This window comes from Mesorhizobium maamorense, assembly GCF_044998965.1.
GTDB lineage: Bacteria > Pseudomonadota > Alphaproteobacteria > Rhizobiales > Rhizobiaceae > Mesorhizobium.
This window is the reverse complement of record NZ_CP173356.1, coordinates 4,329,558-4,353,292: the sequence shown is the minus strand read 5'-3', so window position 1 is coordinate 4,353,292 and position 23,735 is coordinate 4,329,558. Positions and strand designations below refer to the sequence as shown.

Below are 23,735 nucleotides of genomic sequence, written 5' to 3'. Positions count from 1 at the left end.
TCATACAGGAGCGGCCAGCCGGAGGCAAGCCGTACCGAAAGCCATGCCGACAGTCGGGCGCGTGCCGGGCCACGTTCCGTCTGACGTCGTCGCCGACGTGCGTGCCCTTCCAACAGGCCGAGGCCGGACCTGGCCGCCAACGGGACGTAGCGGTTCAATATATAAGATGACCTATGTATTCAAGTTTCTGTGGAAACTTCGGAACGTCTATGGCATGCCGCTGCCGGCGCGGCCCTCCTGCGGCCGATTGCTTCAAACCGTTTCGAAAGACGCGAACGATGGACCAACTGCGAGCGCAAACCCGGATCAGCGATGCGGCGATCAGGTCGGTGATGGACCGGCTGCGCACCGAGCACAGCGAATTCGAGGTCGAGACCGGTGTTGCCGATCGATGGGAACTTCGCCTGTACTACGGTTCGCTGAGCGCGGCACTCGAGGGCGACTCCATGCTGATCCGCGTCTCGGCCGTAGACGAAACCTGCCTGTCCTACATGAAGATGACGGTCGCCGGCCACGTCGCGCAGCACCTTGGAACGACGAGCGGACTGCGCTGGCAAGGCGACGGCAGCGACACCGGCACCCCACTCTTCTTCCGCGAAATCACGGTTGTGTCGTCAACGCGGATTTCTCCGCATATGCAGCGCCTGCGCTTTGCAGGCGATGATCTTGGCCGGTTTACTCATGGCGGCCTGCACATCCGGCTGCTGCTGCCGCCGCGGGGCAGGCCGCCCGTTTGGCCCTCGATGGGCGCCGACGGCCTGCTTGTGTGGCCTGCCGGTGAGGATGCGCTCACCGTGCGCATCTACACGATCCGGGCGGTGGATCCGACAAGCGGTTGGCTCGATGTCGATTTCGTGCTGCACCCCGGCTATGACACGCCCGCCGCCACATTCGCTCAGAACGCGGTGGCGGGAGACGTCATCGGCATGATCGGGCCAAGCGGCGGCGAGACGCCGACGGCGCCGACCCTGCTGCTGGTCGGCGACGACACAGCGCTGCCGGCAATTGGCCGGATTCTGGAGGAACTGCGGCCGTCAACCCGCGTCGAGGCGCTCATCGAGGTCGATGGCCCGGACGACCGCATCGCGCTGGCGCAAGGCGACAACATCGAAATCACCTGGCTTTACCGGCACGACCGCGCGGCCGGCACCGCCGGCCTGCTGGCGGCCGCCCTGCGCGAGCGCAGCCACATGGCGCTTGCCGATAGCCTCTACGTCTGGGCCGGATGCGAGTTCACCGACTTCCGCGAGATCCGCAAGATCGTGCGCAAGGAGTGGGGCCTGGGCCGCGACCGGCACCTGGTAACGGCCTATTGGCGTCGCGACGCGCAGGCCGAGGGCGACGACGAGGATTAGGATCGATCCATAAGTATGCCGGCAGCCGGGGCGGAGCAGCCTATTCCTTCACCGCGCGCGCTACCAGCCGCGCGATGCTCGGGCCAACAAGCAGCACGATCAGGAAACGCGCCGACTGGAGCGCCATGATGAAGGAGATGTCGACGTTCTGGGCGGCGGCGGCGATGATGGCGACGCTGTCCATGCCGCCGGGGCTGGTCGCGAGATAGGCGGTCAGCGGATCGATGCCGAGCAGATGGCTGATCATGAAGGCGAGGCCGCCGCAAAAGGCGATCAGAGCCACGATCGAAGCGACGATCTGCGGCAGGGCCCGTGTCGCATGGCGCAGGATCGGCCTGGTGAAGTTCAGCCCGATCGACCATCCGACCATGGCGTAACTGACAGCCAGCAGCCAGGGCGGCAATTGCATCGGCACGCCGAGGCCAAGGTGGATCACCGCGCCGAAGATGAAGGTGCCCAGAAAGGAGGGCGAAGGCAACCGGCAAAGCCTTCCCGCCAGCCCGCCGACCAGCGCGATGCCAATGGTTGCTGCTAAGGCTTGGGCATCGATCGGCGGAAACCAGATAATCGGCGGGATTTCGACGCCTGACGTGTCGACCCACATCTTGGCGACAATGGCCGCCGTCATCGAGACGAAGATGACACGCAGATACTGCATGAAGGCGACGAGGCGCTGGTCGGCGCCGAAGGCGCCGGCCATCAGCACCATTGCGGTGGCCGCGCCTGGGGAGGATCCCCAGACGGCGGTCGTGCCGGGCAGGATGCGCCACCGGCTGATCAGCCAGCCGAGCAGGCTGGACGCCGCGACGGTGGCTGTCACTGCGCCGAGGAACAGCGGCCATTCGGCATAGAAGACGCGAAAAATGTCGGCCGAGATCGAAGCGGCGATGAGGCAGCCGACGATCGCCTGGGCGGAGCCGAACAGAAGCCGCGGCACGCGCACGGTGGCGCCGTTGGTGCCGGCGACGATGGCCGCCAGCATCGGCCCGATGAGCAGCGCCGCCGGCAGCGCGGCCAGTTCGAGCGCACCGGCAAACAGCACGGAAACGACGAGGAGGGCCAGCCATTGCCAAGGCTTGCGCATGCGCGCCATGCGCTCGACGGCCGGCTGGCCCGGAAATGGCTGCTTGGGCGAGGAATCCATGTTCTGGTCTTAGACTGAGCGGTAAGGTATGCGAACCCCCGCTGCATCGAAAAGCGATCGCCTCAGATGTCTGTGCCGAACAGTTGCTAGATCTCTCCACCGCTCATGCGATCGAAACGGTCGGACACCGAAAACTGCCAACCCGTCGCGATTGTACCGGCACCGATTGATCCATAGGAATGACCTTGACCAATGGCTTGCCAGCCTTGGCGATAATGAAAGGTTCGCCGTTGGCGGCTCGCTAAACGAGACGTGAAAGATTGGCCTTCGCATCGCTAATGTTTACGATCTGCGTCGAGTCGTCCACCCGGATCAGCCCGTCTTGTCGTCAGCCAATCCAAAGCCGCCGACGGGGTTGGTTTCCACCTGGAACTCGAAGCCGGCGATGAAGGGCCTCGCCTTGGCGATGGCCGCCTGGACTTCGGGAAGCTGCAGCGAGGCTTTGTGGCTTGCCTGGTCAGTCCACACTTCTGTGACCCAGATGGCATCGGCATCGGCCGGGTCGGTGGCAACGATATAGCTCAGGCAGCCGGGCAGGGCGCCGGTGCTGGCGCGCAGGACGTCCATGACAGCGTCGCGCTGGCCGCGGGCCGCCCGCATCTTGCCGATCAGACCGTACATCCCTTCGTCTCCCTTCAGCGTTTTCGACAAGAGTATACCGTTCGTCAGTATGCAGGTCGCGGCTCAAGGCATCAACTGGCCACCATTCACCTCGATCACCTGGCCGGTGATGTAGCCGCTCAACAGATCGGAGGAGAGGAACAGATAAGCACCGACGCAATCTTCAGCCGTGCCGGCGCGCCCCTGCGGAATGGTGGCAACCATGCCCCTGATCTGCTCTTCGGTCGAGTAGCGTTCGTGGAACGGCGTGAGAATGGTGCCGGGTGCCACCGCGTTGACGCGAATGCCGAAGCCGATCAGTTCCTTGGCCATGCCGCGCGTGACGTTGGAGACGAAAGCCTTGGCCGAGCCGTAAAGCCCGGCGCCACCGCCGGCGCCGTTGCGGGCGGCGATCGAGGAGGTGTTGACGATGAAGCCGCCTTGTCTCTTCAGCCACGGCATCGCCTTGCGCGAGGCGGTCAGCACCGAACGCGCGTTGAGATCCATCACCGCGTCGTAATGCGCCTCTGTCTGCTCGGCGTAGGGCACGCGGCCGAGCATCCCGCCGGCATTGTTGACCAGCCCGTCGAGGCGGCCGAAATGCTGCGCGCTGTCCTCGACGACGCGTTCGACGTCGGCGGCCAGGGAAAAATCGCCCTGGACGAGAAGCACCTCGCCGCCATTGTCGCGAATGGCCTTGCCAAGTTTCTCGGCGGCGTCACGGCTGGAATTGTAGTGCAGTGCGACCAGACATTTCTGCGTCGCATAAGCCAACGCGAGTGCCGCGCCGATGCCGGTCGAGGCACCGGTGACCAGCACCGCCTTGCCGGCGAGATCGGGAATGACAAGCCCGAGGGGAGTGGTTGTCGCTGGCACTGTCGTTTCTCCGGGATTTCGCGGTTCTTAGCTGGTCTTGCTACCCTTGCATTCAGTCCATGCAGCTTCAAGGCCTGAGATAGGCATAGCCCTGGCTTTGCAGTTCGGCGAGCTTGACGACGCCGCCACTGTCGGCCGCATGAAAACCGTCGAGCAGGTCGGCGAGCGAAATATCCATGCCGTGCATGGTGTTGGCGCAGGCATGCGGATCGAGCCCCTGCTGGACGAGACCGGTGAAACGACCGGAGATCGCCGCCGATATGCCCTTCGACTTGAAACCGGCAAGAGCCGGACCATGGACGACCAGCGCGATATCGACATTGCCGCCGGTGCCTTCGTAATGGTTCTTGATGTTGCCCAGCACGAAATTGACCTTGTCGAGGTCACTGAGATGATAGGCGACCTTCAATCTCGTGGCCTCGGTGGCCGCGGCTTGCGCCACCCGCAGTCCAATCAGCGTGCCGGCTCCGACGAGAATCGCGCGGAACATGTCGCGTCGACGCATGGCGATGGTTCCCCCCGGGTTGACAGATGGCCGCGAATTGCGTGGCCGCGACGCCGAGTGTAGCATAAATCGGCGTCGCGTCCTGCCGATGCGGAGGGGTCACATGGCGTTCGAACACAGACTGGCAAGCGTCCTGTCCGGAGCGGCCTTGTTGAGCCTGCTGGGCGCGACGGCTTTCGCCGACGAGGCGGCCAAGCTCACCGAACTCAGTCCCAACGGTCAGGACGCCTGTTTCGGCCGCATCTACGATGCCAAGCACCTCAAGGCGCATCCGGAGCAGAAGGTGGCCCGAATCTTCTTCTACTACGGCCATGATCCGGTCAGCAGGCCGAACGAGGAACCGGCCGCGAATGCCGGCAGGTCCTACAATGGCTTCGTCACCACCACGGTGCGTGGCGCCAAGGCTCCGGAATGGGCCGGCGGCTGGTGTAGTCACCAATCCGAGGATGGCGCATCAAACCCGATCCATTGCGGCATGGAATGCGACCGCACGCTGGCGTCGCTGAAAGTCGACGACAAGGGCCGGCTGATCCTTTCGGACCTGCAGCCCGATATTTATCTCGATGCCGGTTCCGAGGAGGAACTCGGCACGACTGAATACGACAGGCAGGCGCTGGGGTCGCGGGACGACAATTTCCGCCTCGACCCGATGCCGGCAGCGACCTGCAAGGCGGAGTTCGCCCGCATCGACCCGATCGACCCGGCGATGGGTCCGCCGCTGCGCGACCGGCTGAAGCCCGACCAGACCTTCTGCTACGGACGCGACTACGATGCCGCGCATTTCGGTTCGCATCCCGACCAACTGACGCAGTCGATCCGCGTGTTCCGTGGGCCGGTCGAACTGGCTTCATTCGCGGCGGGCGGCGACCTTGCCAATTGGCCTGACGGCGCCGACATCGCCGTTTCGGTCACGACGCGACAAAAGTCGGGCAAGGTCACGCAGGTCTATTCCTGCCAGGGCGAGGCCGACCAGTGGCGCTGCGCGGCGAGCTCGAAGATGAGCGATTTCTCCTGCGATATCACGCAGAAGGAGATTTTCCTCAAGCGCGGCGCCAACGGCATGATGATGCTGGCCAATCCCAACAACAGCCTTGCGATCGTCGATTTCTGTTCACAGGCAGCCGACGGCAAGACGAAGTCGGACGACAAGATCTACCGGCTGGAACCGATGCCGCAATCGGCTTGCGCGCCTTAAGCGGAGCCCTGGTTAGGTCAGCACGAAGGGATATATCTTTGCTATATCTCATTTGAGGATAGCACGATGAACAAAGCGAAAGTGTTCTGGTCAGGCAGGTCCTAAGCCGTGCGCCTGCCGAAGGAGTTCCGTTTCGACACAGAGGAGGTCTCGATACGCCGTCACGGGCAAACCGTCATCTTGGAACCGCTTGCGCAGGACTGGGCGTGGCTCGACCAAGTGATTGGACCGCTTGATGATGATTTCGCCCAGGCAGCACTGGAACGTCAGGACGGGCAGGATCGACCTGCCTTGGAAGACGTCTTCAAGTGATCTACCTGCTCGACACCAATGCCGTCATCGCGGTCATGAAGGGGCGATGAGGGTCTGCTTGCCTGCTGAAACGGCATAGGCCGCAGGACTTTGCCGTCTCGCCTATTGTGTCGAAAATTTGGCGCGTATCGAAGCTCTGCAGTTTCCTGTGCTCGAATTCGATCGGGAAGATGCGAGACATGCCGGAGGGCAACGCTTGCCACATTGGGAACTCCAATTGGTCCCTACGATGCGTTGACTGGTGGGCAGGCGCGCTCGCGGAATCTTACGCTGATGACCCGCAATATCCGGGACTTCGAGCGGATCAAAGCTCTGTCAATCGAGACGTGGTGAACTGCCTCACGCGAACGGCACCGCCGTCGTGCCCTTGGGCAGCTTGGCTTCATCATCGGGCTCGACATGGATGGTGACGCGCACGGAAGGGATTTCCGCCTGCAGCGAATCCTCGATGCGGTCGCAGATGACATGGCTGGCGCCAACCGACATGTCGGCATCGACGACCAGATGGAATTCGATGAAGGTGGCGCGGCCGGCGATGCGTGTCTTGAGGTCGTGCACTTCGAGCGCGCCTTTGCAATTAGCCGAAATGATGTCGCGGATGCGCATGTGCTCCTGGGTATCGACGGCGCGGTCCATCAGCCCGTTCATCGACGAGCCGATAACATGCCAGCCCTGCCAAAGAATGTTGAGCGCGACGATCACGGCCAGCGCCGGATCGAGGATCTGCCATCCGGTCAGCACCGCGCCGACAAGGCCGGCGAAGACGCCGACCGAGGTCACGACGTCGGTCATGATGTGCTGGCCGTCGGCGACCAGTGCCGGCGATCTTGCGTTGCGCCCTGTACGGATCAGCGCCCAGGCCCAGAAAGCGTTGATGACCGTCGCCACACCGTTGACGGCAAGGCCTTCCCATGGCTGCTGGAGCGGGACGGGGTTGAGCCAGGATTGCCAGACCTCGTTCAGGATCAGGAGTGCCGCCACCACGATCAGCACGCCTTCCAGGACGGCCGAGAAATACTCGGCCTTGTGGTGGCCGAACGGATGGTCCTGGTCGGCTGGCTTGTAGCTCACCTGGATCGCCCAGAAAGCGGCGGCCGAGGCGATGACGTTGACGATCGATTCCAGCGCGTCCGAATAGAGTGCGACGGAACCGGTGATGTACCAGGCGGCAAGCTTGAGTGCGAGCACCACGCAAGCGACGACGATCGACCAGAAGGCAAGCCTTGCGACCTTTTCGCCTGGTCGCGGCCTTCGCCGCGATCGCCGTCGTGTCCCGCGTTTCGACCATCGTCTCTAGGCGGCCTTGTCCTTGGCTTTGCGCGGCAGGTGGGCGACGATGTTCTCGATGATGCGCATGCCGGCATTGTGGCCGAGCGTCATGATCGATTCCGGATGAAATTGCACGGCGGCGATTGGCTCCTTGCGGTGCTCGAAGGCCATGATGACGCCGTCTTCGGTCTCGGCGGTGACCACGAAATCGTCGGGTAGCCGCACCGGATCGGCGAAGATCGAATGGTAACGGCCGACGGTGACTTCCTTGGGCAGGCCGGAGAAGATGATGCCGGGCTTGGAGACGCGAATGCGCGACGGCTTGCCGTGCATCGGCACATGCAGCTGCCGCAATTCGCCGCCATAGGCCTCGGCCAGCGCCTGCAGGCCGAGGCAGACGCCGAAGATCGGCAGCTCGCGGGCGCGCGCTCGTCCGATGGTGGCGGCGCAGTCGAAATCCTTGGGCGTGCCGGGACCAGGCGACAGCACGACGAGATCCGGCTTCAGCCGGTCGAAAACTTCTTCCGGCACGGGGGTGCGCACGGTCGAGACATTGGCGCCGGTCTGACGGAAGTAATTGGCCAGCGTGTGGACGAAGCTGTCTTCATGGTCGACGAGCAGGATGTTGACGCCGTCGCCGACGCGCGCGGTGGTGCTCTCGGTGCTGGCGGCATTGCCCGTCTTGGCGTCGCGGATGGCGGAGAGCATGGCGGAGGCCTTCAGTTCGGTTTCGGCTTCTTCTTCCTCGGGAATGCTGTCGAACAGTAATGTGGCGCCAGCACGCACCTCGGCAATGCCGTCCTTGATGCGGATGGTGCGCAGTGTCAGGCCGGTGTTCATATCACCGTTGAAATTGACCATGCCGATGGCGCCGCCATACCAGGCGCGCGGGCTCTTCTCGTTCTGCTCGATGAAGCGCATGGCCCATAGTTTCGGCGCGCCGGTGACGGTCACCGCCCAGGCGTGCGAGAGAAACGCGTCGAAGGCGTCCATGCCTTCGCGCAGCCTGCCCTCGATATGGTCAACCGTATGGATAAGCCGCGAATACATCTCGATCTGGCGGCGGCCGATGACGCGCACCGAACCCGGCTCGCAGACGCGCGACTTGTCGTTGCGGTCGACATCCGAGCACATTGTGAGCTCGGATTCATCCTTCTTGGAATTGAGCAGCTTCAGGATTTGCTCTGAGTCGGAAATGGCGTCGTCGCCACGCTTGATCGTGCCCGAGATCGGGCAGGTCTCGACACGGCGGCCGTTGACGCGCACGAACATTTCGGGCGAAGCGCCGATCAGGTATTCGCCTTCACCCAGATTAATGAAGAAGGAATAGGGCGAGGGGTTGATTGACTTCAGCTTGCGCGAAATCTCGGAGGGTTGGGTCTCGCAGCGTTCGTAGAACATCTGCCCGGGTACGACCTCGAACAGGTCACCGCGCTTGAAGCTGTCCATCGCGCGGCGCACAAGATTGGCGTATTCGCCGGGTTCATGGTCGCCGCGCGGCGGGATACGGTCGGCGGTCTTGAACGGCTCGGCGATCTCGTCGCGCGGCAGGCCTTCGGTCGAAAAACCCTTGCCGGCGTAGTCATATCGATCGGTCCAGGCCTTGGCCGAATAATGATCGACGACCAGGACCTCGTCGGGCAGGAACAGCACGAGATCGCGCTGGCTTGGCTTGCGTTCGAGCTTGTAGTCGACCGGATCGAACTGGAAGGCGAGGTCGTAGCCGAAGGCGCCGTAAAGGCCGAGATTGGCGTCTTCGGCGGTCTTGAACAAGGCGGTGATGGCGCGCAGAACCGTGAAGACGGAAGGAACGCGGCTGCGTTCTTCTTCGGTGAAGACGCGGCCCGGCTTGGCGACGTCGAGGCGGATCAGCTTTTTCGACGCCTCGGCGATCGTGATCTCGGCGATATCGCCGAGCGTCTTGACGATGACCGGCAGAAGCACCTCGCCCCGCCGGTTCAGCGCCTCGATGCGGATGGACCGGCCACGCGCCGAGATCACCAAAGGCGGGTCGATGATGGCGGTGTCCCAACGCGTATAGCGGCCGGGATATTCATAGTTCGAAGAGAACACCGCGCCCCGGCGCGCATTCAGCCCGTCGACATAGGCGTCGATGGCGCCTTCATAGGGCCGGTCGTGGCGCTCGCGGGTGATGGTGATGCCACCCCCGGTCACAAAACTCTCTGCGCCGTTGTCCAGAACCTTCATCGTCATTGCCGTCTCCATCAGCTTCTTGGGCAACGGACCCGGGAATGGCTTGGAAAAAACAAATGGCCGCCCGGACATTCCGCTGCGGCCACCCTCTCTTTTCACGCGCACGCGTTCGAACAGGCCGCTGTCAGCAGGCCCACCACCAAACGGTCTTGATCGAACGCATGTTCATGGCGATTCCCATAGCGGCGATTGAGCGACCGCGCAACTGGATTCGGTGGAGGCTCAATCTTCCAGTGTGCCGGACCTTGCGTCGGCGCTCTTCCTGTCGCCCACCAGTTTCAACAGATCCTCGCCGGCGCGGATGATACGGCGCGAGCGCCGGGTCAGGACGATGCCGGCCTGCGGCGCGAACACCTCGGTGCGGCCATCGGCTTCGCCCGGTGCGTGGACGATGACGGCAAGCCGCGTATCCTTGGCCACGCGGTCGCCGGGCTCCACGTCGTAAAGCACGGCACCTGCCCGGGGCGCCGGCATCATGTCGATGTTTTCGAGCGGTGCGACAACCCCGGTGAAGGCACCGGGTGAGGGCAGGGCCGGGTCGGCGACCACGCCGCGCGCCACCAGCAGCCGGTAGAGCCCCGCGGCGTCCGACGCCGCGAACGCGCCATCGACATCGAGGATGCCGCGATATTCGACCGTCGTGACGACGCGCCGGCCGAGCTTCGCCACATCGGCGGGAACGTTCTGATAGGGCATGATCGAGGCGCCCTCGAAAGTGCCGTCCGTGTCTTCACTCCACAGCACCACCGCCTCGACGCCCATGGCGGCGGCGCAGTCGGCCATTGCCGGCCACAGGCTGGTGTGGACATACAGGTAGGAAAGACCCTCGTCGTCGCAATGCAGGTCGAGCACGATGTCGTGGCCGAGTGAAAGCTGCACCAGTCTCGTCTTCAGCCGCTGGTCGGGCGTGCCGTGCGCGGTGTCGGGCAGGAGTGCCGTGTCGGGCGCGGCGAGCAGCGGAAAACCGCGGTTGAAGTTGGTGCGCGTGCCCAGATGAAAACGGCCCTGATGTTCGCCGAAATGATACTGGGCGCGGCCGATCGGATTGGCCCAGGGCACGATGGTGATGTCGCCCTTGATGCGCCCCTCCGCCTCGGCCCTGGCCAGCATCGGCATCAGTGCATCAATGGCGACGACTCCGGGCAGTTCGCCGGCATGGAGTGCTGCCTGCAGATAGGCCGAAGGCGCGGATTTGTCGGTTCCAGCGAAGCGAAACAGCGGGAATTCATAGGAAACGCCCTCGCTGTCGCCGGCTATGCGTTCGATCGATTTCTGCATGGTCTTTTCTCCGTCGAGAGGCGAGAAGGACATGCCTCTTCGATCGTGCGCTTGTCGATTGGTCCAGGCTGTCGCGCTATGGGCGCAAGCAGCTACTACGCGGCAGGCTGAAGAGCGACGGCCGGAGCGCGCCGGTCCAGTGCCTGCGAGGCAACGGCCACGGCGACCGCCAGCAGAGCGAGTGCTGCGCCCACCAGCGGCAGGTTGGCATAGGAAACGCCCCAGGAGAGCGCCACGCCGCCGATCCAGGCGCCGCTGGCGTTGCCGACGTTGAAGGCGCCCTGGTTCAGCGTGGCGGCAAGGTTCGGTCCCTCGGAAGCGGCTTCCACGACACGTATCTGCAGCGGCGGCACGACGACGAAGACGAGTATGCCCCACACGAAGACGATGCCTACGGCGACACTGGCGATGGCGCCGAACTGCATGAAGCCGACAAACAGGACCGCCAGCAGCAGCAGCGTGCCGATGACCGTCGGCATCAACTTCCAGTCGGCCAGCCGGCCGCCGATGATGTTGCCGATGGTCATGCCGGCGCCGAACAGCAAGAGCACCCAGGTGACCGCTGAAGTCGAGAGGCCGGACACGTCGGTGAGATAAGGCTTGATGTAGGTGAAGACGGTAAACAGGCTGGCTGAGGCGAGCGCCGCGATCAGCATGGCCAGCCACACCTGGAGCTTGCCGAGCACGCGCAATTCGCCGCGCAGGCCGCCACCGCTCGGCTCGGTGACATCCGACGGCACCAGCCAGGCGATCGCCGCGACCGAGATCAATCCAATGCCGACCACCGCCAGGAAGGTGGCGCGCCAGCCGAAGGCTTCGCCAAGCGCCGTTCCGGCGGGAACGCCGAGAATGTTGGCCAGCGTCAGGCCGGCGAACATCAGCGCGATGGCGCTGGCACGCTTGTTGCGGGGCACCAGGCTGGCGGCGACGACCGAACCGATGCCGAAGAAGGCGCCGTGGCCGAAGGCGGTGAAGACGCGCGCGCCCATCAGCATCCAGTAATTGGGCGCGATGGCGCAGAGCAGGTTGCCGACGACGAACAGTGCGGCCAGTCCGACCAGCACCGGCTTGCGCGGCAGATGCGCGGTGGCCATCGCCACGATTGGCGCGCCGAAGACCACGCCCAGCGCATAGCCCGTGACCAGCAGCCCGGCAGCGGGAATAGTCACGCCGAGGTCGGCGGCGACCTCCGGCAGCAGGCCCATGATGACGAATTCGGTGGTGCCGATGCAGAAGGACGCAATGGCAAGCGCAAGGATCGGCAAAGGCATGGGAGGTCCAGACTGAATCGGTTCAAATGGAAACTGCGCGAGCGCCCCATGGCGCACAAGCGCCATTGCCGCAATGCAGCAATGCAGAAAGCGGAGAGCAAAGAGGCACTGGCAGCGGTGCTTATGCCGTGCTGCCTAAACGACCCTGACCGAACCCGGCCGAGCGGCCGAACCGACCGCTGAAGCCGGAGTTCAGACCAGCGGCTTCAACTCCTGGGCGATGGTTGGCAGCAGTTCCGAGACATTGGGGTGGATGTGCATGGCGCGCGCCAGCGTGTCCACAGGCGCCTTGGCATACATCAGGTCAAGCACGCAATGCACGGCTTCATCGCCGCCGGGGCCAAGCACGCAGCAGCCGAGGATTTCCCTTGTGTCGGCGTCGACGAGGATCTTCATGAAGCCTTGCGTCTCGCCTTTCTCGACGGCGCGGCCGACGCGGGTCATCGGTCGCTGGCCGACCAGCGCGCGGCGTCCCGACTTCTTCACTGACGCCTCGGTCATGCCGCAGCGGCCGAGCGGCGGGTCGATGTAGAGAGCGTAGGCCTCGATGCGGTCGCTGACCTTGCGCGGATCATTGTCGAGCAAATTGGCCGCGACGATCTCGTAATCGTTGTAGGACGTGTGGGTGAAGGCGCCCTTGCCATTGCAGTCGCCCATCGCCCAGATGCCGGGCACGCTGGTGCGCAACTGGTCGTCGACGGTGATGAAGCCGCGTTTGTCGACCTCGATGCCGGCCTTGTCGAGGCCGAGATCGTCGGTATTGGGCGTTCGCCCCAGAGCCAGGAGCACATGCGAGCCGACGGCCGGCGGCTTGCCGGCGGAGAAGGCAACGGCAATATCCTCGCCCTGCCTGGCGAAGCTTATGGCGTCGGCGCCGAGATGGACCGCGATGCCTTCGTTTTCGAGGATCGACAGGATGGCGTCGGACACATCCTCGTCTTCGCGGCCGATCAGCCGCGAGCCCTTTTCGACAATCGTGACCTCCGCGCCGAAGCGGCGGAACATCTGCGCGAATTCGAGCGAGATGTAGCTGCCGCCGACCACCACGAGGTGGCGCGGCAACACGTGGAGGTCCATCATCGAAGAGTTGGTGAGAAAGTCGATGTCGTGAATGCCGGGCAGATCCGGTACCGATGCGCGGCCGCCGGTGTTGAGAAAGATCTTGCCGGCGGTCAGGAGATCATCGCCGACGCGCACCGTGTTGGCGGATTCGAAACGCGCATGGCCGCGATAGAGCGTGCATTTATCCATGTCGGCGATCCAGGTTTCCAGATTGCCGCGGGCGTCGTTCGACACCTTGTCCTTGCGCGCCTTGACCCTGGCATAGTCGACGCCGACCGGGCCGGAGAGGGTCACGCCATAGTCCGCGGCGCGCCGCGCGAGATGCGCGGCATAGGCGCTGGCGACCATGGCCTTGGTCGGCATGCAGCCGGTGTTGACGCAGGTGCCGCCGACCAGCTTGCGCTCAATCAGCGCCACGCTCATGCCGGCCGCCGTTAGCCGGCCGGCCAGCGGAGGGCCGGCCTGGCCGGCACCGATGACGATGGCATCGAAGGTTTTCGCCGTCATGCCACCGCCGCCACGATCAAGAGGCCGCCAACGATCGCGACCGCGTCCTCGATGAAGGCCGCGGGCTGGTCCTTGCCGAAGGCGGCCGCCAGCCGGCCGCGCGCCTCCGCGCCGCCGAGCGTGCCGATAACGGCCCCTATGGCGCCGGCGATCAGGCAGACGATGGTGGCGCCGCCAGTGGCGCCGATCACAGCGCCGCTGAAGGCACCGAGCAGGATACGGGCGCCGAATTGCTGCGGCACCTTGCGGCTCGGCGTCGACGGCAACTGGTCGGTGACCAGCTCGACGATAGCCAGGATAGTGAAAATGCCGACAGCGGCCCAGTGGCTCATGAAGCTTGCCCAGGTGCCGGCAACCGGCAGCCAGCCGAGCCAGGCGCCCCAGGCGACGGCGGCCGGCGCGGTCATGGCGCGCAGGCCGGCAATGACCCCGATCAGAAGTGCAAGAATGTAAAGCATGTTCATCCCCCTCGATCCCGGGCCGGGACAGCCCTGAAAAGGCAGGCTACCATAGGTCCGGTATTTGGCCAGTACTTGCATAGGCGCTCTCTTACGCCGCAACGGTGCGTGGCAATGATGACGGAGGCACCGCATGGCTGAGAGCGAACGCGCAAAAATGGCGGCGGGCGAGTGGTATACGTGCATGGATGACGAACTGGAGGCGCTGCGCGGCGTGGCTGCGGGCGCCGTATTCGAGCACAATTCGCTTGCGCCCCGTCAGCGCGGCAACATCGGGCCTGCCTTGCAGGATCTGCTCGGCGGCGCGGGCGAGGGCGCCCGCATCGAGGCGCCGTTCCACTGTGCCTATGGCTTCAACATCTTTCTCGGGGACGGCGTCTTTCTCAATGCCGGCTGCATCATTCTCGACACGGCAAGCGTGCGCATCGGCAAGGGAACGCTGCTCGGCCCCAATGTGCAGATCTATTGCGCCGAGCATCACAGGGAGGCCGCGGGGCGACAAGCCGGGCTCGAAGTCGCGCGGCCTGTCGAGATCGGCGCCAATGCCTGGATCGGCGGCAGCGCGGTGATCCTCGGCGGGATCAGCATCGGCGAGGGCGCCATCGTCGGCGCCGGCGCCGTGGTGACGCGCGACGTGCCCGCGAACATGACGGTGGTCGGCAATCCGGCGCGGGCGGTCAAACGCGGTTGAGTGCCCGGCGGGCGCTCAGTGCGAAAGCGCGTGCGGCGACCGGTCGCCCTGGTCGGCCCGCCTGGAAAATTCACGCCGGTATTGCGCCGGTGAGGTCCTGAGACGCGCCGAAAAATGCTGGCGTAGCGAAGCGGCGCTGCCGAAGCCGGCCTCGAAGGCCACGACGTCCATCGATTTTTCCGTCGACTCGAGCAGACGCTGCGCCAGTTCAAGCCGTTGCTCGATCAGCCAATCGCCGAAACTGGTGCCGATCGATTTCTGGAAGCGGCGGGTGAAGGTGCGCCGGGTCAGGCCGGCGGCTTCGGCGACGCGGTCCAGGCTGTGCGCTTCGCCGAGCGTCGCGCGCACCGCGTCGAGTGCTTGTGTGAACCTGTCGGTATCGGCGCTCCTCGCCAGCGGACGCTCGATGAACTGCGCCTGTCCGCCTTGCCGGTGCGGGGAGAGCACGATCTGCCGCGCGAGCCGCAGTGCTGCCTCGGCGCCGTAGCGGGCGCGAACGATATGGAGGCAGCAGTCGAGCCCGGCCGCGACGCCGGCCGACGTCACCACGTCGCCATTGTCGACATAGAGCACCTCGGCGTCCACCGCGATGTCGGGATGAAGCTTCTGAAGCCGCTCGGCATAGGCCCAATGCGTGGCCGCACGCCGACCGCCAAGCAGTCCGGCAGCAGCGACTGCGAATGTTCCCAGGCAAAGGCCGACGATCAGGGCACCACTGCGGTGGGCCCGCCGCAATGCCTGGGTCAGCGGTTCCGGCAGCGGGTCTTCGAGATCCCGCCAGCTCGGCACGATGACGATGTCGGCGCCGTCGAGCCCCTCAAGCCCATGCGGCGCGGCGACGCTCAGCCCGGCCTCGGTGTGGACGGGACCGGCCTCGATCGCGCAGATGCGGAAGTCGAAGCGCGGCAGGCCGAACGATGTGCGATCTTCGCCGAACACCAGGCAAGGCACGGAGAGATGGAACGGGCTGATGCCGTCGAAGGCGAGGACGGCGACGATCTGGTGGGTCATGTCTTCCGGGGATTTCTGCGCGGGGTTATGCGGATTGTCCCAATTCTTTCGAATGATGTCAATCGGGCCACTTTCGTCCGATGGTGGCGGACCTATGCTCGGGCATCACATCAAGCCTGAAAGGAATGCATCATGTCCGAACCAGCCAGCAAGACGCCGCGCCGCGCGCTCGTCGTCGTGGACGTCCAGAATGACTATGACGGCGGCAATCTCGCCATCCAGCATCCGCCGTTCCGCGACAGCGTCGTCAACGTGGCGCGCGCCATGGACGCGGCAGCCGCGGCCGGCATCAAGGTGGTGGTCGTCAAGCAGATGGCGCCGGAGACGTCGCCAATCTTCGCCAAGGGCAGCCATGGCGCGGAATTGCATCCCGAGATATCGAGGCGGCCACGCGACCACTATGTCGAGAAGACGCTGCCTTCCGCCTTCACCGGCACCGATCTCGAAGAGTGGCTGCGCGCCAACGCTGTCGATACGATCGTGGTGGTCGGCTACATGACGCATAATTGCGACCTGTCGACCATCATCCACGCCGTGCATATGGGCTTTGCCGTCGAGTTCCTGTCCGACGCGACCGGCTCGGTGCCTTACGCCAATAGCGCCGGCTATGCCTCGGCCGAGGAGATCCACCGCGTGGTGACAATCATCCTGCAGTCGCGCTTCGCCGCCGTGCTCAAGACCGACGAATGGATCGAGTGCCTGAAGACCGGCACCTTGCCGGAACGCGATACGATCTTCGGCTCCAACCAGCGGGCGCTGGCTCGCAACGCTGCGTAGTCGTCTGCGGAAATACAAAGGGCGCCGCATCGCTGCGGCGCCCTTTGCACTTTTTGGAATTGAGGATTTCTAGAACAGGCCTTCGATCTGGCCGGCTTCGTTGAGGAAGATCTTTTCCGACGACGGCGCCCTGGGCAGGCCGGGCATGGTCATGACCTCGCCGCAGATGATGACGACGAAGCCGGCGCCCGCCGAAAGCCTGACCTCGCGCACCGGTACGGTGTGGCCGGTCGGCGCGCCGCGCAGGTTCGGGTCGGTCGAGAAGGAATACTGCGTCTTGGCCATGCAGACCGGCAAGTGGCCGTAGCCGGCCTGCTCCCAGGCGTGCAACTGGTCGCGCACCGACTTGTCGGCGATCGCTTCCGAGCCGCGATAGATGCGCTGGACGATGGTGTTGATCTTCTCGAACAGCGGCATGGCGTCGGGGTAGAGCGGCGCGAACTGCGAGGCACCGGATTCGGCCAGCGCCACCACTTTCTTGGCGAGATCCTCGATGCCGGCCGAGCCGTTGGCCCAGTGCTTGCACAGGATCGCCTCTTCGCCCATCGAGGCGACATAATCCTTCATCGCCTGGATTTCGCCATCCGTGTCGGAGTAGAAGTGGTTGATGGCGACTACCGCCGGCACGCCGAACTGCCTGATGTTCTCGATGTGGCGGCCGAGATTGGCGCAGCCCTTCTTCACCGCCTCGATGTTTTCCTTGCCGAGGTCTTCCTTCTTGACGCCGCCATTCATTTTCATGGCGCGTACGGTGGCGACGATGACCGTCGCCGCCGGCTTCAGCCCGGCCTTGCGGCACTTGATGTCGAAGAATTTTTCCGCACCGAGGTCGGCGCCGAAGCCGGCTTCCGTGACGACGTAGTCGGCAAGCTTGAGCGCCGTCGTGGTGGCGACCACCGAGTTGCAGCCATGCGCGATGTTGGCGAACGGGCCGCCGTGCACGAAGGCCGGATTGTTCTCCAGCGTCTGCACCAGATTCGGCTGCATGGCGTCCTTGAGCAGCACGGCCATGGCGCCGTCGGCCTTGAGGTCGCGGGCATAGACCGGCGACTTGTCGCGGCGATAGGCGACGATGATGTCGCCCAGGCGCTTCTCCAGGTCCTTCAGGTCGGTGGCGAGGCACAGGATGGCCATGACCTCCGAGGCGACGGTGATGTCGAACCCGGCCTCGCGCGGATAGCCGTTGGCGACGCCGCCGAGCGAGCAGATGATCTCGCGCAGCGCCCGGTCGTTCATGTCCATGACGCGGCGCCAGGCGACGCGGCGGGTGTCGATGCCGAGCTCATTGCCCCAGTAAATGTGGTTGTCGATCAACGCCGACAGGAGGTTGTGCGCGGTGGTGATGGCATGGAAGTCACCGGTGAAATGGAGATTCATGTCCTCCATCGGCACGACCTGCGCGTAGCCGCCGCCGGCCGCACCGCCCTTGACGCCGAAATTCGGACCGAGCGAGGCTTCGCGGATGCAGATGATCGCTTTCTTGCCGATGCGGTTCAGGCCGTCGCCGAGGCCGACGGTGGTGGTCGTCTTGCCTTCGCCGGCCGGGGTCGGGTTGATGGCGGTGACCAGGATCAGCTTGCCGTCCTTGTTGCCCTTCACCGATTTGATGAATTCGGCGGAGACCTTCGCCTTGTCATGGCCATAGGGCAAAAGGTGTTCGGTCGGGATGCCGATCTTGGCGCCGATCTCCTGGATCTGTTTTTTCTTCGCACCGCGGGCGATCTCGATGTCGGACTTCACTTCTGCCATGACGGCTTTCCTCTGGATTGGACGGTGGAGGGGACGGGTTGATCACTGGTGCATGTTCGATACGCCGCGCGGGCAAGGGCATGTTCTAGCCCTCTCGCTGCCGTGGCGTCAACTTTCATGCAACTATGTTTCCTATGAAGAAAATTCCTCTGCGGCGGGCCGACCTGCCTCCGGTTCTTTCTGGCTCCGCTTGCCGCGCCGTATAGAAGCCAGAGCGGGGACGCGTCCGCCGTCTCAAAACAGCCGCGCAATGCACGGAATGCGACAGACAAGGCGGCGCAAATCCGCCATCGCCGGCCTAAAGCGCATCGCGCTTCAGGCATTTGTTTCCATGCATGTCGTTCTCCCCAGGCCGGACCACTTTTGAGCCACATGCATTGGGCCGACCAGCCCTACTGCGTCAGCACGTTGCTGATTTCGACCATGTTGGAACGCACCCTGAGCACATAGAAACCCATGGTCGTCAGATGCGTGGGCAGGAGCCAGCCGTCCTCGCGGCCATTGGCGATGATGAAGGGCTGGATGCGCAGCGCCGAGACGAACTGCGCGTCCATCGTATCCCACAGGCTCTGCAGGTGCTTTTCCTTGATGACGTCCTCGAAGTCGGCCTGCGCGCCCTTCATCAGTCCGTAATAGGCGTAGAGCTGGCCATAGGCGAACCAGTAGCGGTCGTCGGCGCGGAAATCGAACCAGCCATTGTTATGGTTTTCGGCGCGTTCCTTGAGAATGGCCGAGGTCGAGCCGATATCGCTGGCGATACGGTCGATATATTGCTTCAGATTGTCGGCGCGGGCATCGAAGGTGGCCTGGCAGGTGGCGAGGCGGGCGTTGAAGGAGCGCAGCTTGCGCACGGCGTCGCGATAATAGCTCGGGGTCGGCGTCTTCGGGCCGAACGGGCTTACACCGAAATACCAGGTGTACTCGTCGAACTGCAGATTGCCGCGCGCATCCTGCAGGTCGGCGTCGATCTGCGATGTCGTGCGCACACGGCCGAGATTGTCGGCGAGCTCGGTCGCGGTGCGGCGCACCGCCTGGTTGATGCCGCGCTGGAACGAGGCCTTGTTGTCCATCCACGGCGTGTTGTCCCAGCTGATGCCGAACAGGCCGAGCTTGTAGAGGATCATCGACGAGATCCAGGCATTCTGGTTAACGTTGAAGTCGGTCAAATCGGCGGCAATCTGGGCGATGCCGGAGTTGCCGCAGGTCCTGGCAGTGTCGGCACCGGCACCGGCGGCTACCTGTTCGCCCGCCGAGATGTTGCGCTTCTCGAACGTGTAGGTGTCGGGATAGCTCGGGTTGAAATTGTTCCACCACTGTGTGGCGTAGAAGAAATTGGCATAGAGGCCGAGCAGCACGAGCAAGGCGAGGCCGAGCACGGCCTTGAGGATCCAACCGCGTTGCGCATACCAGCGGCCGACCCACATGAACGGCCACAAGATGACGCCGATCAGGAGGCCGATGCCGCGGCCGATCCATTGGAAAATCCTGACGAAGAAGTTCACGATCGGATCGAGCATGGCTGTGTCACCCCCTCAAAGCATATTGTCAAAAAGTTGCGGACTTTTGGATAAGATCATGCGCCAAAACAAGAAGTTAGAACGAAATGACGGCCGGTTTCGTTCTAGTCAGTCAGGCCGTAGAGGCGCGTGCGGAACGCCACCTTGTCCTTCAGATATGTGGTTTTCAGAATGTCCACAACATGCGATCGCCAGGCGTCGCTGAAGCCCTCATAGTCCTTGTAGAAGCCCTGCTTGTTGAAGACGTAGCGCGAGACGAAGTCCGACGGCACGAAATCCGAGATCAGCCGGTTGGTCAGCCAGGCGTCGGGATGGTCGGGCTTGGCGCGGACCACCAGGAAGCGCTGCTGCGGGAACACATCCTCGATCTTGAGATGGCCGAGCTGGGCAATCTCGCGCTTGGCGGCGTTGAGGAAGGGGAAATTGCCGTCCCTGGTGATCAGGTCGGCATGACCCTGGATCCAGGTCTGCAGCCAGACCTTGTCGACGTCGGTCAGATTGCGGTTCGGCTCGGCGTCGCGGATCAGCGCGCGCACCACCATCTCGGCGCGGTGCTCGAGATAGCCCGAGGCTTCGATCCAGGAGGCGCGCGGCAGTTCGATGCGGCCGGTGGCGGCGAGGAACTTGAACACCTTGTCGGCGTCCTTGATCGAGAGATAGCTTACCTGCCACGGCCGCGAGCGGCGGAAACCGGGGGCCGCCGGATCGCTGATGACGGTCGTCATGTCGGGGTCGACGAACACGTAGAGCCCGCCGAAATGGCTGGTCCAGTAGGCGTTGTGGCGGAAGATTACCTGGTCGGGCACCAGCGCGTTCTCGCGGATGTCGCCGCAGATCTTGGCCAGTTCCACCATGCGGGTGAGCATGGCGTTGTCGCGCCAGGCGTCAGGCTCCTGTTTCAGGCGGTCGACGAGCTTGCCGAGCTCCGCGGCCTTGCCCAGCACATCCTCGGCCGACAGCACCTTGAACTCGACTTGGTTGATCGACAGCAGATCCTCGATATCGTTGACCTTGGGAATGGAATCCTCGATCTCGCCGTAGATGACGTCCTTGATGGTCAGCGCGTCTATGGCCCGCTGATTCCTGGACATGAACTCGAACATCAGCTGCGAGGTGTTGGAGAAGGCGGTGTGCACCACCGGCAGGTCGATCTGCGACGGCGTCAAGATGATGAAGCGGCGGTTGACCTCATTGGGATCGAGGTAGCCGTAGTCGCCGCATTCCTCCGCCACTTCCGGCGAAAAACCGGTGCGGTCGATCTGGAAGCTGTTCAGCTTGGTGGGCTCGAGGCCGAAGGCGGCAAGCGCCTTGTTGTAACGCTCGATGAGATGCGGCTCGTCGACGACAAGCAGCCGGCCGTAAATGAGCTCGTTGTCGCGCAGGAGATCGGGTTTGCGGGCGTTCATATCGAAGAACCCAAGAGGCTTTGCTTGGTAAGGCGAAGCGCCAACGCTGACGCCCCCTCTCCCCGTCCTTCACGGGGAGAGGGTAAGGGTGAGGGGCGGCGCTGACGGTCAAGGACATGTCTCCCCATAGCCTTTGGCGGCGATAAATCGAAGATTGTTCGTCTCGATATGGCGATCGAGGCGCCGTTCGATAGCCGCCAATATGGTCTCGAGCACCGCGTCTCGTTCCTTTAATACGTCCGCGTTCCAAAAGCGGAGTACAGACCAATCATTTGAAACCAGGAATTGGTCACGGACCCGATCATATTTGTTGTCAGCGTGTTGACTGCCGTCCACTTCGACAACCAGCTGGCATTCTCTGCAGGCAAAATCAGCAAAGTAGCTGCCTATCGGAAACTGTCGCACGAATTTGTACCCGTTCAGTCTGCGGTCGCGCAATTCCATCCAAAGCGCATCTTCGGCGTCATTGTCCGACTGACGCAATCGTCTTGCTCGCTTCGTCGTCTCGATTGATGGTCCGCGCATGCGCTGCCCCTCACCCTTACCTCTCCCCGTGAAGGACGGGGAGAGGGGGGCGTCAGCGTTAGCGCCAAACCTTTCAGCACCTGCTGGCTTCGAAGGAAGCTCAAGCATTCCACAGCCCCTTTTTCTTCATCTCCTCCATCTCACGCGCTGCCCGTTCGCGCAGCCGCGCGTCGCGTAATAGCTTTTCCACTGCGGCGTCGTCGGACTTGTCGGAGTAGCGGAACTCGCTGTCGGCGTAGCGGTTGATCTCCTGCATGACCATGTCCATCGAGAACGGGCCGCGCAGTTGCTCGATCATCACTTTCTTCTCGTCATAGCTCTTGTGCATGAAAACCTCTGGTTTTTCGAACCAGTCGTCGGGAAGCTCGATGTCCATGGCGCGCATCTTGATGGCGTCGGTGACGTTCTTGATGGCGCGGCCGGTGAAGCGCGGCTCGGCCTGCTTGATCAGGTGCAGATAGGTGCCGATGTCGGCCATGGTCTTGGGCGCGCCATTCTCCTTCATGTAGCGCTCATGGACCCGGATCAGCCCGTCCTCCTGCGGCTTCTTGTGCTCCTCATAGGCTTCGGCCACGGCGCGCTGGATCTCCTGCGCGGCGTAAAGTTCGTGGTCGCCGAGCGGGATCTTGTGGTTCTTGCCGGCGAGCAGCACGAAAATGTCGATGTAATCGTCACGCGTCTGCGGCCCGTCGACCAGCCAGCGGGCGCCGGCGCGCTGGCGCAGCGCGTCGTCGACATTTTCAGGATAGTTGGAGAACATGCCGAACGAGCAATTGCCGCGAACGACGGTGGCGGCGCCGGCAAAGGCATCCATCAGGACGCCGGTGATCTCCTGCTGGCCGGCGGAGGCGCGGTCATCGGAGCGGCGCGCCGCCACCTGGTCGATGTCGTCGATCGTGCCAAAGCCGATGACGCGCGGGTTCAAGACATTGTTGATGAACTGGCGGCAGTTCTGGCCTGACTTGCCCTGATAGGACGAAATCTGGTCGACGCCGAAATTCTCATAGGCGAAGGGATAGCCGGCGACCTGGCAGTAGCCGTTGAGGAGGCCGGCGATCATCTGGATCAGCGTCGTCTTGCCGGTGCCGGGTGCGCCGTCGCCGATGAAGGTGAAGAGGAAACCGCCGAGCTCGACGAACGGGTTCAGCTCGCGTTCGAAATCATAGGCCATCAGCATCTTGGCGAGCTTGACCGACTGATATTTGGCGATGTGGTTGCCGACGACCTCTTCCGGTTTCTTGAAGGTCATCACCAGCGGCCTGGAACGTTTGCCCGGCGCGACGTCGAAGCCGTCGAGCGTGAAATCGTCGGCATCGATGCGGATATGCGCGTTCTCGAACGGGCCGATGCCGTCGAAGCGGCCTTTTCGCGCCAGGAGGCCGTCGATGGCGACGCGGGCGAAGGCGCGCGCCCTGGTCATCAGGTCGGCATCGTCGGATGCGCCCGAAATCGCCTTGTCGAGGCCGGCCAGGATCGACTTCACCGCGTCCTGCGGCGTGTCGAAGAGGAAATCCGGCTCGGGAATGTCGTTGGGCGCCTCGCCGTCGCTGTCGATGAGCTGGAACAGATAGGAGGACAGGCTGAAGGCGGCAATGTAAGCCGAGGCGGACAGAAGCTTCTTGAACGTGGCGGCCTCGTCGCCTTCGAGCGGAGCGCGGGTGTTCCTGGCCTGCAGGCTTTCGAGATCGGAGCCTTCGGCGAAAACATCCGATATGGCGAGCGCGAGCGCCGTGCCGCGCCGGGCGCGAAACAAAAGTGTGTGCTGCGGGATGGTCAGCAACTGGTCGTCGGGGTGAACGGCGCCGACGGTCTTCGCCAGCTCGACCTCGCGCGTGCGGCGCACCGAACCGACAGAGACGGTGGAGACGAAGCGGCGATTGGTGCCGGCAAGCGCGGTGCCGGAGGAGCTAGACGGGTCTTCCAGCACGACGATGCGGGTGATGAAGCTCTGCGCGGTGGCGCGGTGCTTCTCGATCGCCGCTTCCGGGATGGTGGTCAGGCCGGTATCCATGA

At 63.7% G+C, this 23,735-nt stretch carries 21 protein-coding genes; 5 read left to right on the top strand and 16 right to left on the bottom strand.

Annotated elements, in window-relative coordinates; genetic code table 11:
* The first annotated feature begins 278 nt into the window (after window positions 1-278).
* Window positions 279-1,355 carry a siderophore-interacting protein gene (locus ACIU1A_RS21750; protein ID WP_140496086.1) on the top strand — a complete coding sequence of 359 codons (1,077 nt, stop codon included), beginning with the start codon at window positions 279-281 and terminating at the stop codon, window positions 1,353-1,355.
* A 40-nt stretch (window positions 1,356-1,395) separates the two neighbouring features.
* Here ACIU1A_RS21750 and ACIU1A_RS21745 read toward each other — a convergent pair whose 3' ends face one another.
* From ACIU1A_RS21745 to ACIU1A_RS21730, 4 genes are all read right to left on the bottom strand, one after another.
* Window positions 1,396-2,499 carry an AbrB family transcriptional regulator gene (locus ACIU1A_RS21745; RefSeq protein WP_404925252.1) on the bottom strand — a complete coding sequence of 368 codons (1,104 nt, stop codon included), beginning with the start codon at window positions 2,497-2,499 and terminating at the stop codon, window positions 1,396-1,398.
* 312 nt (window positions 2,500-2,811) lie between these two features.
* Complete coding sequence (locus tag ACIU1A_RS21740) at window positions 2,812-3,120, bottom strand: putative quinol monooxygenase (RefSeq protein WP_140496083.1); 309 nt, start codon at window positions 3,118-3,120, stop codon at window positions 2,812-2,814.
* 63 nt (window positions 3,121-3,183) lie between these two features.
* On the bottom strand, window positions 3,184-3,975 hold the full coding sequence (locus tag ACIU1A_RS21735) for an SDR family NAD(P)-dependent oxidoreductase (RefSeq protein WP_140672479.1): 792 nt from the start codon (window positions 3,973-3,975) through the stop codon (window positions 3,184-3,186).
* 67 nt (window positions 3,976-4,042) lie between these two features.
* Window positions 4,043-4,480: a DsrE family protein gene (locus tag ACIU1A_RS21730; protein WP_140524937.1), complete on the bottom strand. Its 438-nt coding sequence runs from the start codon at window positions 4,478-4,480 to the stop codon at window positions 4,043-4,045.
* 103 nt (window positions 4,481-4,583) lie between these two features.
* Here ACIU1A_RS21730 and ACIU1A_RS21725 point away from each other — a divergent pair, with 103 nt between their 5' ends.
* Both ACIU1A_RS21725 and ACIU1A_RS21720 read left to right on the top strand, forming a co-directional pair.
* Window positions 4,584-5,675 (top strand): hypothetical protein, encoded by a 1,092-nt coding sequence (locus ACIU1A_RS21725; protein ID WP_404925251.1) that lies wholly within the window; start codon window positions 4,584-4,586, stop codon window positions 5,673-5,675.
* Between the two features lie 108 nt (window positions 5,676-5,783).
* Window positions 5,784-5,987 (top strand): antitoxin, encoded by a 204-nt coding sequence (locus ACIU1A_RS21720; RefSeq protein WP_404925250.1) that lies wholly within the window; start codon window positions 5,784-5,786, stop codon window positions 5,985-5,987.
* Between the two features lie 339 nt (window positions 5,988-6,326).
* Here the strand turns inward: ACIU1A_RS21720 and ACIU1A_RS21715 are convergent, their stop codons facing one another.
* The 6 genes from ACIU1A_RS21715 to ACIU1A_RS21690 all read right to left on the bottom strand — a co-directional run bounded on the left by ACIU1A_RS21715 (window position 6,327) and on the right by ACIU1A_RS21690 (window position 14,046).
* Window positions 6,327-7,193: a cation diffusion facilitator family transporter gene (locus ACIU1A_RS21715; RefSeq protein WP_404927991.1), complete on the bottom strand. Its 867-nt coding sequence runs from the start codon at window positions 7,191-7,193 to the stop codon at window positions 6,327-6,329.
* A gap of 87 nt (window positions 7,194-7,280) precedes the next feature.
* Window positions 7,281-9,470 carry an anthranilate synthase gene (locus ACIU1A_RS21710; protein WP_404925249.1) on the bottom strand — a complete coding sequence of 730 codons (2,190 nt, stop codon included), beginning with the start codon at window positions 9,468-9,470 and terminating at the stop codon, window positions 7,281-7,283.
* Between the two features lie 222 nt (window positions 9,471-9,692).
* Window positions 9,693-10,748 (bottom strand): succinylglutamate desuccinylase/aspartoacylase family protein, encoded by a 1,056-nt coding sequence (locus tag ACIU1A_RS21705; RefSeq protein ID WP_140657054.1) that lies wholly within the window; start codon window positions 10,746-10,748, stop codon window positions 9,693-9,695.
* Between the two features lie 95 nt (window positions 10,749-10,843).
* Complete coding sequence (locus ACIU1A_RS21700; RefSeq protein WP_404925248.1) at window positions 10,844-12,019, bottom strand: MFS transporter; 1,176 nt, start codon at window positions 12,017-12,019, stop codon at window positions 10,844-10,846.
* A 192-nt stretch (window positions 12,020-12,211) separates the two neighbouring features.
* Window positions 12,212-13,588: an FAD-containing oxidoreductase gene (locus tag ACIU1A_RS21695; RefSeq protein WP_404925247.1), complete on the bottom strand. Its 1,377-nt coding sequence runs from the start codon at window positions 13,586-13,588 to the stop codon at window positions 12,212-12,214.
* Window positions 13,585-14,046, bottom strand: coding sequence for a DUF4126 domain-containing protein (locus tag ACIU1A_RS21690; RefSeq protein WP_140516958.1), 462 nt, complete (start codon window positions 14,044-14,046; stop codon window positions 13,585-13,587). Before ACIU1A_RS21690 ends, ACIU1A_RS21695 begins: the two co-directional genes overlap by 4 nt.
* Window positions 14,047-14,179: 133 nt before the next feature.
* Between ACIU1A_RS21690 and ACIU1A_RS21685 the strand changes: the two genes are divergently transcribed.
* Window positions 14,180-14,737 carry a sugar O-acetyltransferase gene (locus tag ACIU1A_RS21685; protein ID WP_404925246.1) on the top strand — a complete coding sequence of 186 codons (558 nt, stop codon included), beginning with the start codon at window positions 14,180-14,182 and terminating at the stop codon, window positions 14,735-14,737.
* 15 nt (window positions 14,738-14,752) lie between these two features.
* On the opposite strand, the gene ACIU1A_RS21680 is transcribed toward ACIU1A_RS21685, so the two are convergent.
* Entirely contained in the window at window positions 14,753-15,748 is a 996-nt protein-coding gene (locus ACIU1A_RS21680) for a GlxA family transcriptional regulator (protein ID WP_404925245.1), read from the bottom strand.
* A 132-nt stretch (window positions 15,749-15,880) separates the two neighbouring features.
* On the opposite strand from ACIU1A_RS21680, the gene ACIU1A_RS21675 reads away from it, so the two are divergent.
* Window positions 15,881-16,525, top strand: a complete 645-nt coding sequence (locus ACIU1A_RS21675) for a cysteine hydrolase family protein (RefSeq protein ID WP_404925244.1) — start codon at window positions 15,881-15,883, stop codon at window positions 16,523-16,525.
* 69 nt (window positions 16,526-16,594) lie between these two features.
* Here ACIU1A_RS21675 and ACIU1A_RS21670 read toward each other — a convergent pair whose 3' ends face one another.
* The 5 genes from ACIU1A_RS21670 to ACIU1A_RS21650 form a co-directional block, all read right to left on the bottom strand.
* Complete coding sequence (locus tag ACIU1A_RS21670; RefSeq protein ID WP_404925243.1) at window positions 16,595-18,274, bottom strand: formate--tetrahydrofolate ligase; 1,680 nt, start codon at window positions 18,272-18,274, stop codon at window positions 16,595-16,597.
* A 392-nt stretch (window positions 18,275-18,666) separates the two neighbouring features.
* Complete coding sequence (locus tag ACIU1A_RS21665; RefSeq protein ID WP_404925242.1) at window positions 18,667-19,791, bottom strand: DUF2333 family protein; 1,125 nt, start codon at window positions 19,789-19,791, stop codon at window positions 18,667-18,669.
* A 104-nt stretch (window positions 19,792-19,895) separates the two neighbouring features.
* The gene (locus tag ACIU1A_RS21660; protein ID WP_404925241.1) at window positions 19,896-21,197 is read right to left on the bottom strand and encodes a DUF6638 family protein; all 1,302 of its coding nucleotides are present in this window, start codon (window positions 21,195-21,197) and stop codon (window positions 19,896-19,898) included.
* A gap of 108 nt (window positions 21,198-21,305) precedes the next feature.
* A complete protein-coding gene (locus tag ACIU1A_RS21655) occupies window positions 21,306-21,722 on the bottom strand; it encodes an endonuclease domain-containing protein (protein WP_404927990.1) in 417 nt (138 codons plus the stop codon).
* Window positions 21,723-21,822: 100 nt separating this feature from the next.
* Window positions 21,823-23,733 carry an ATP-binding protein gene (locus tag ACIU1A_RS21650; RefSeq protein ID WP_404925240.1) on the bottom strand — a complete coding sequence of 637 codons (1,911 nt, stop codon included), beginning with the start codon at window positions 23,731-23,733 and terminating at the stop codon, window positions 21,823-21,825.
* Window positions 23,734-23,735 lie beyond the last annotated feature (2 nt).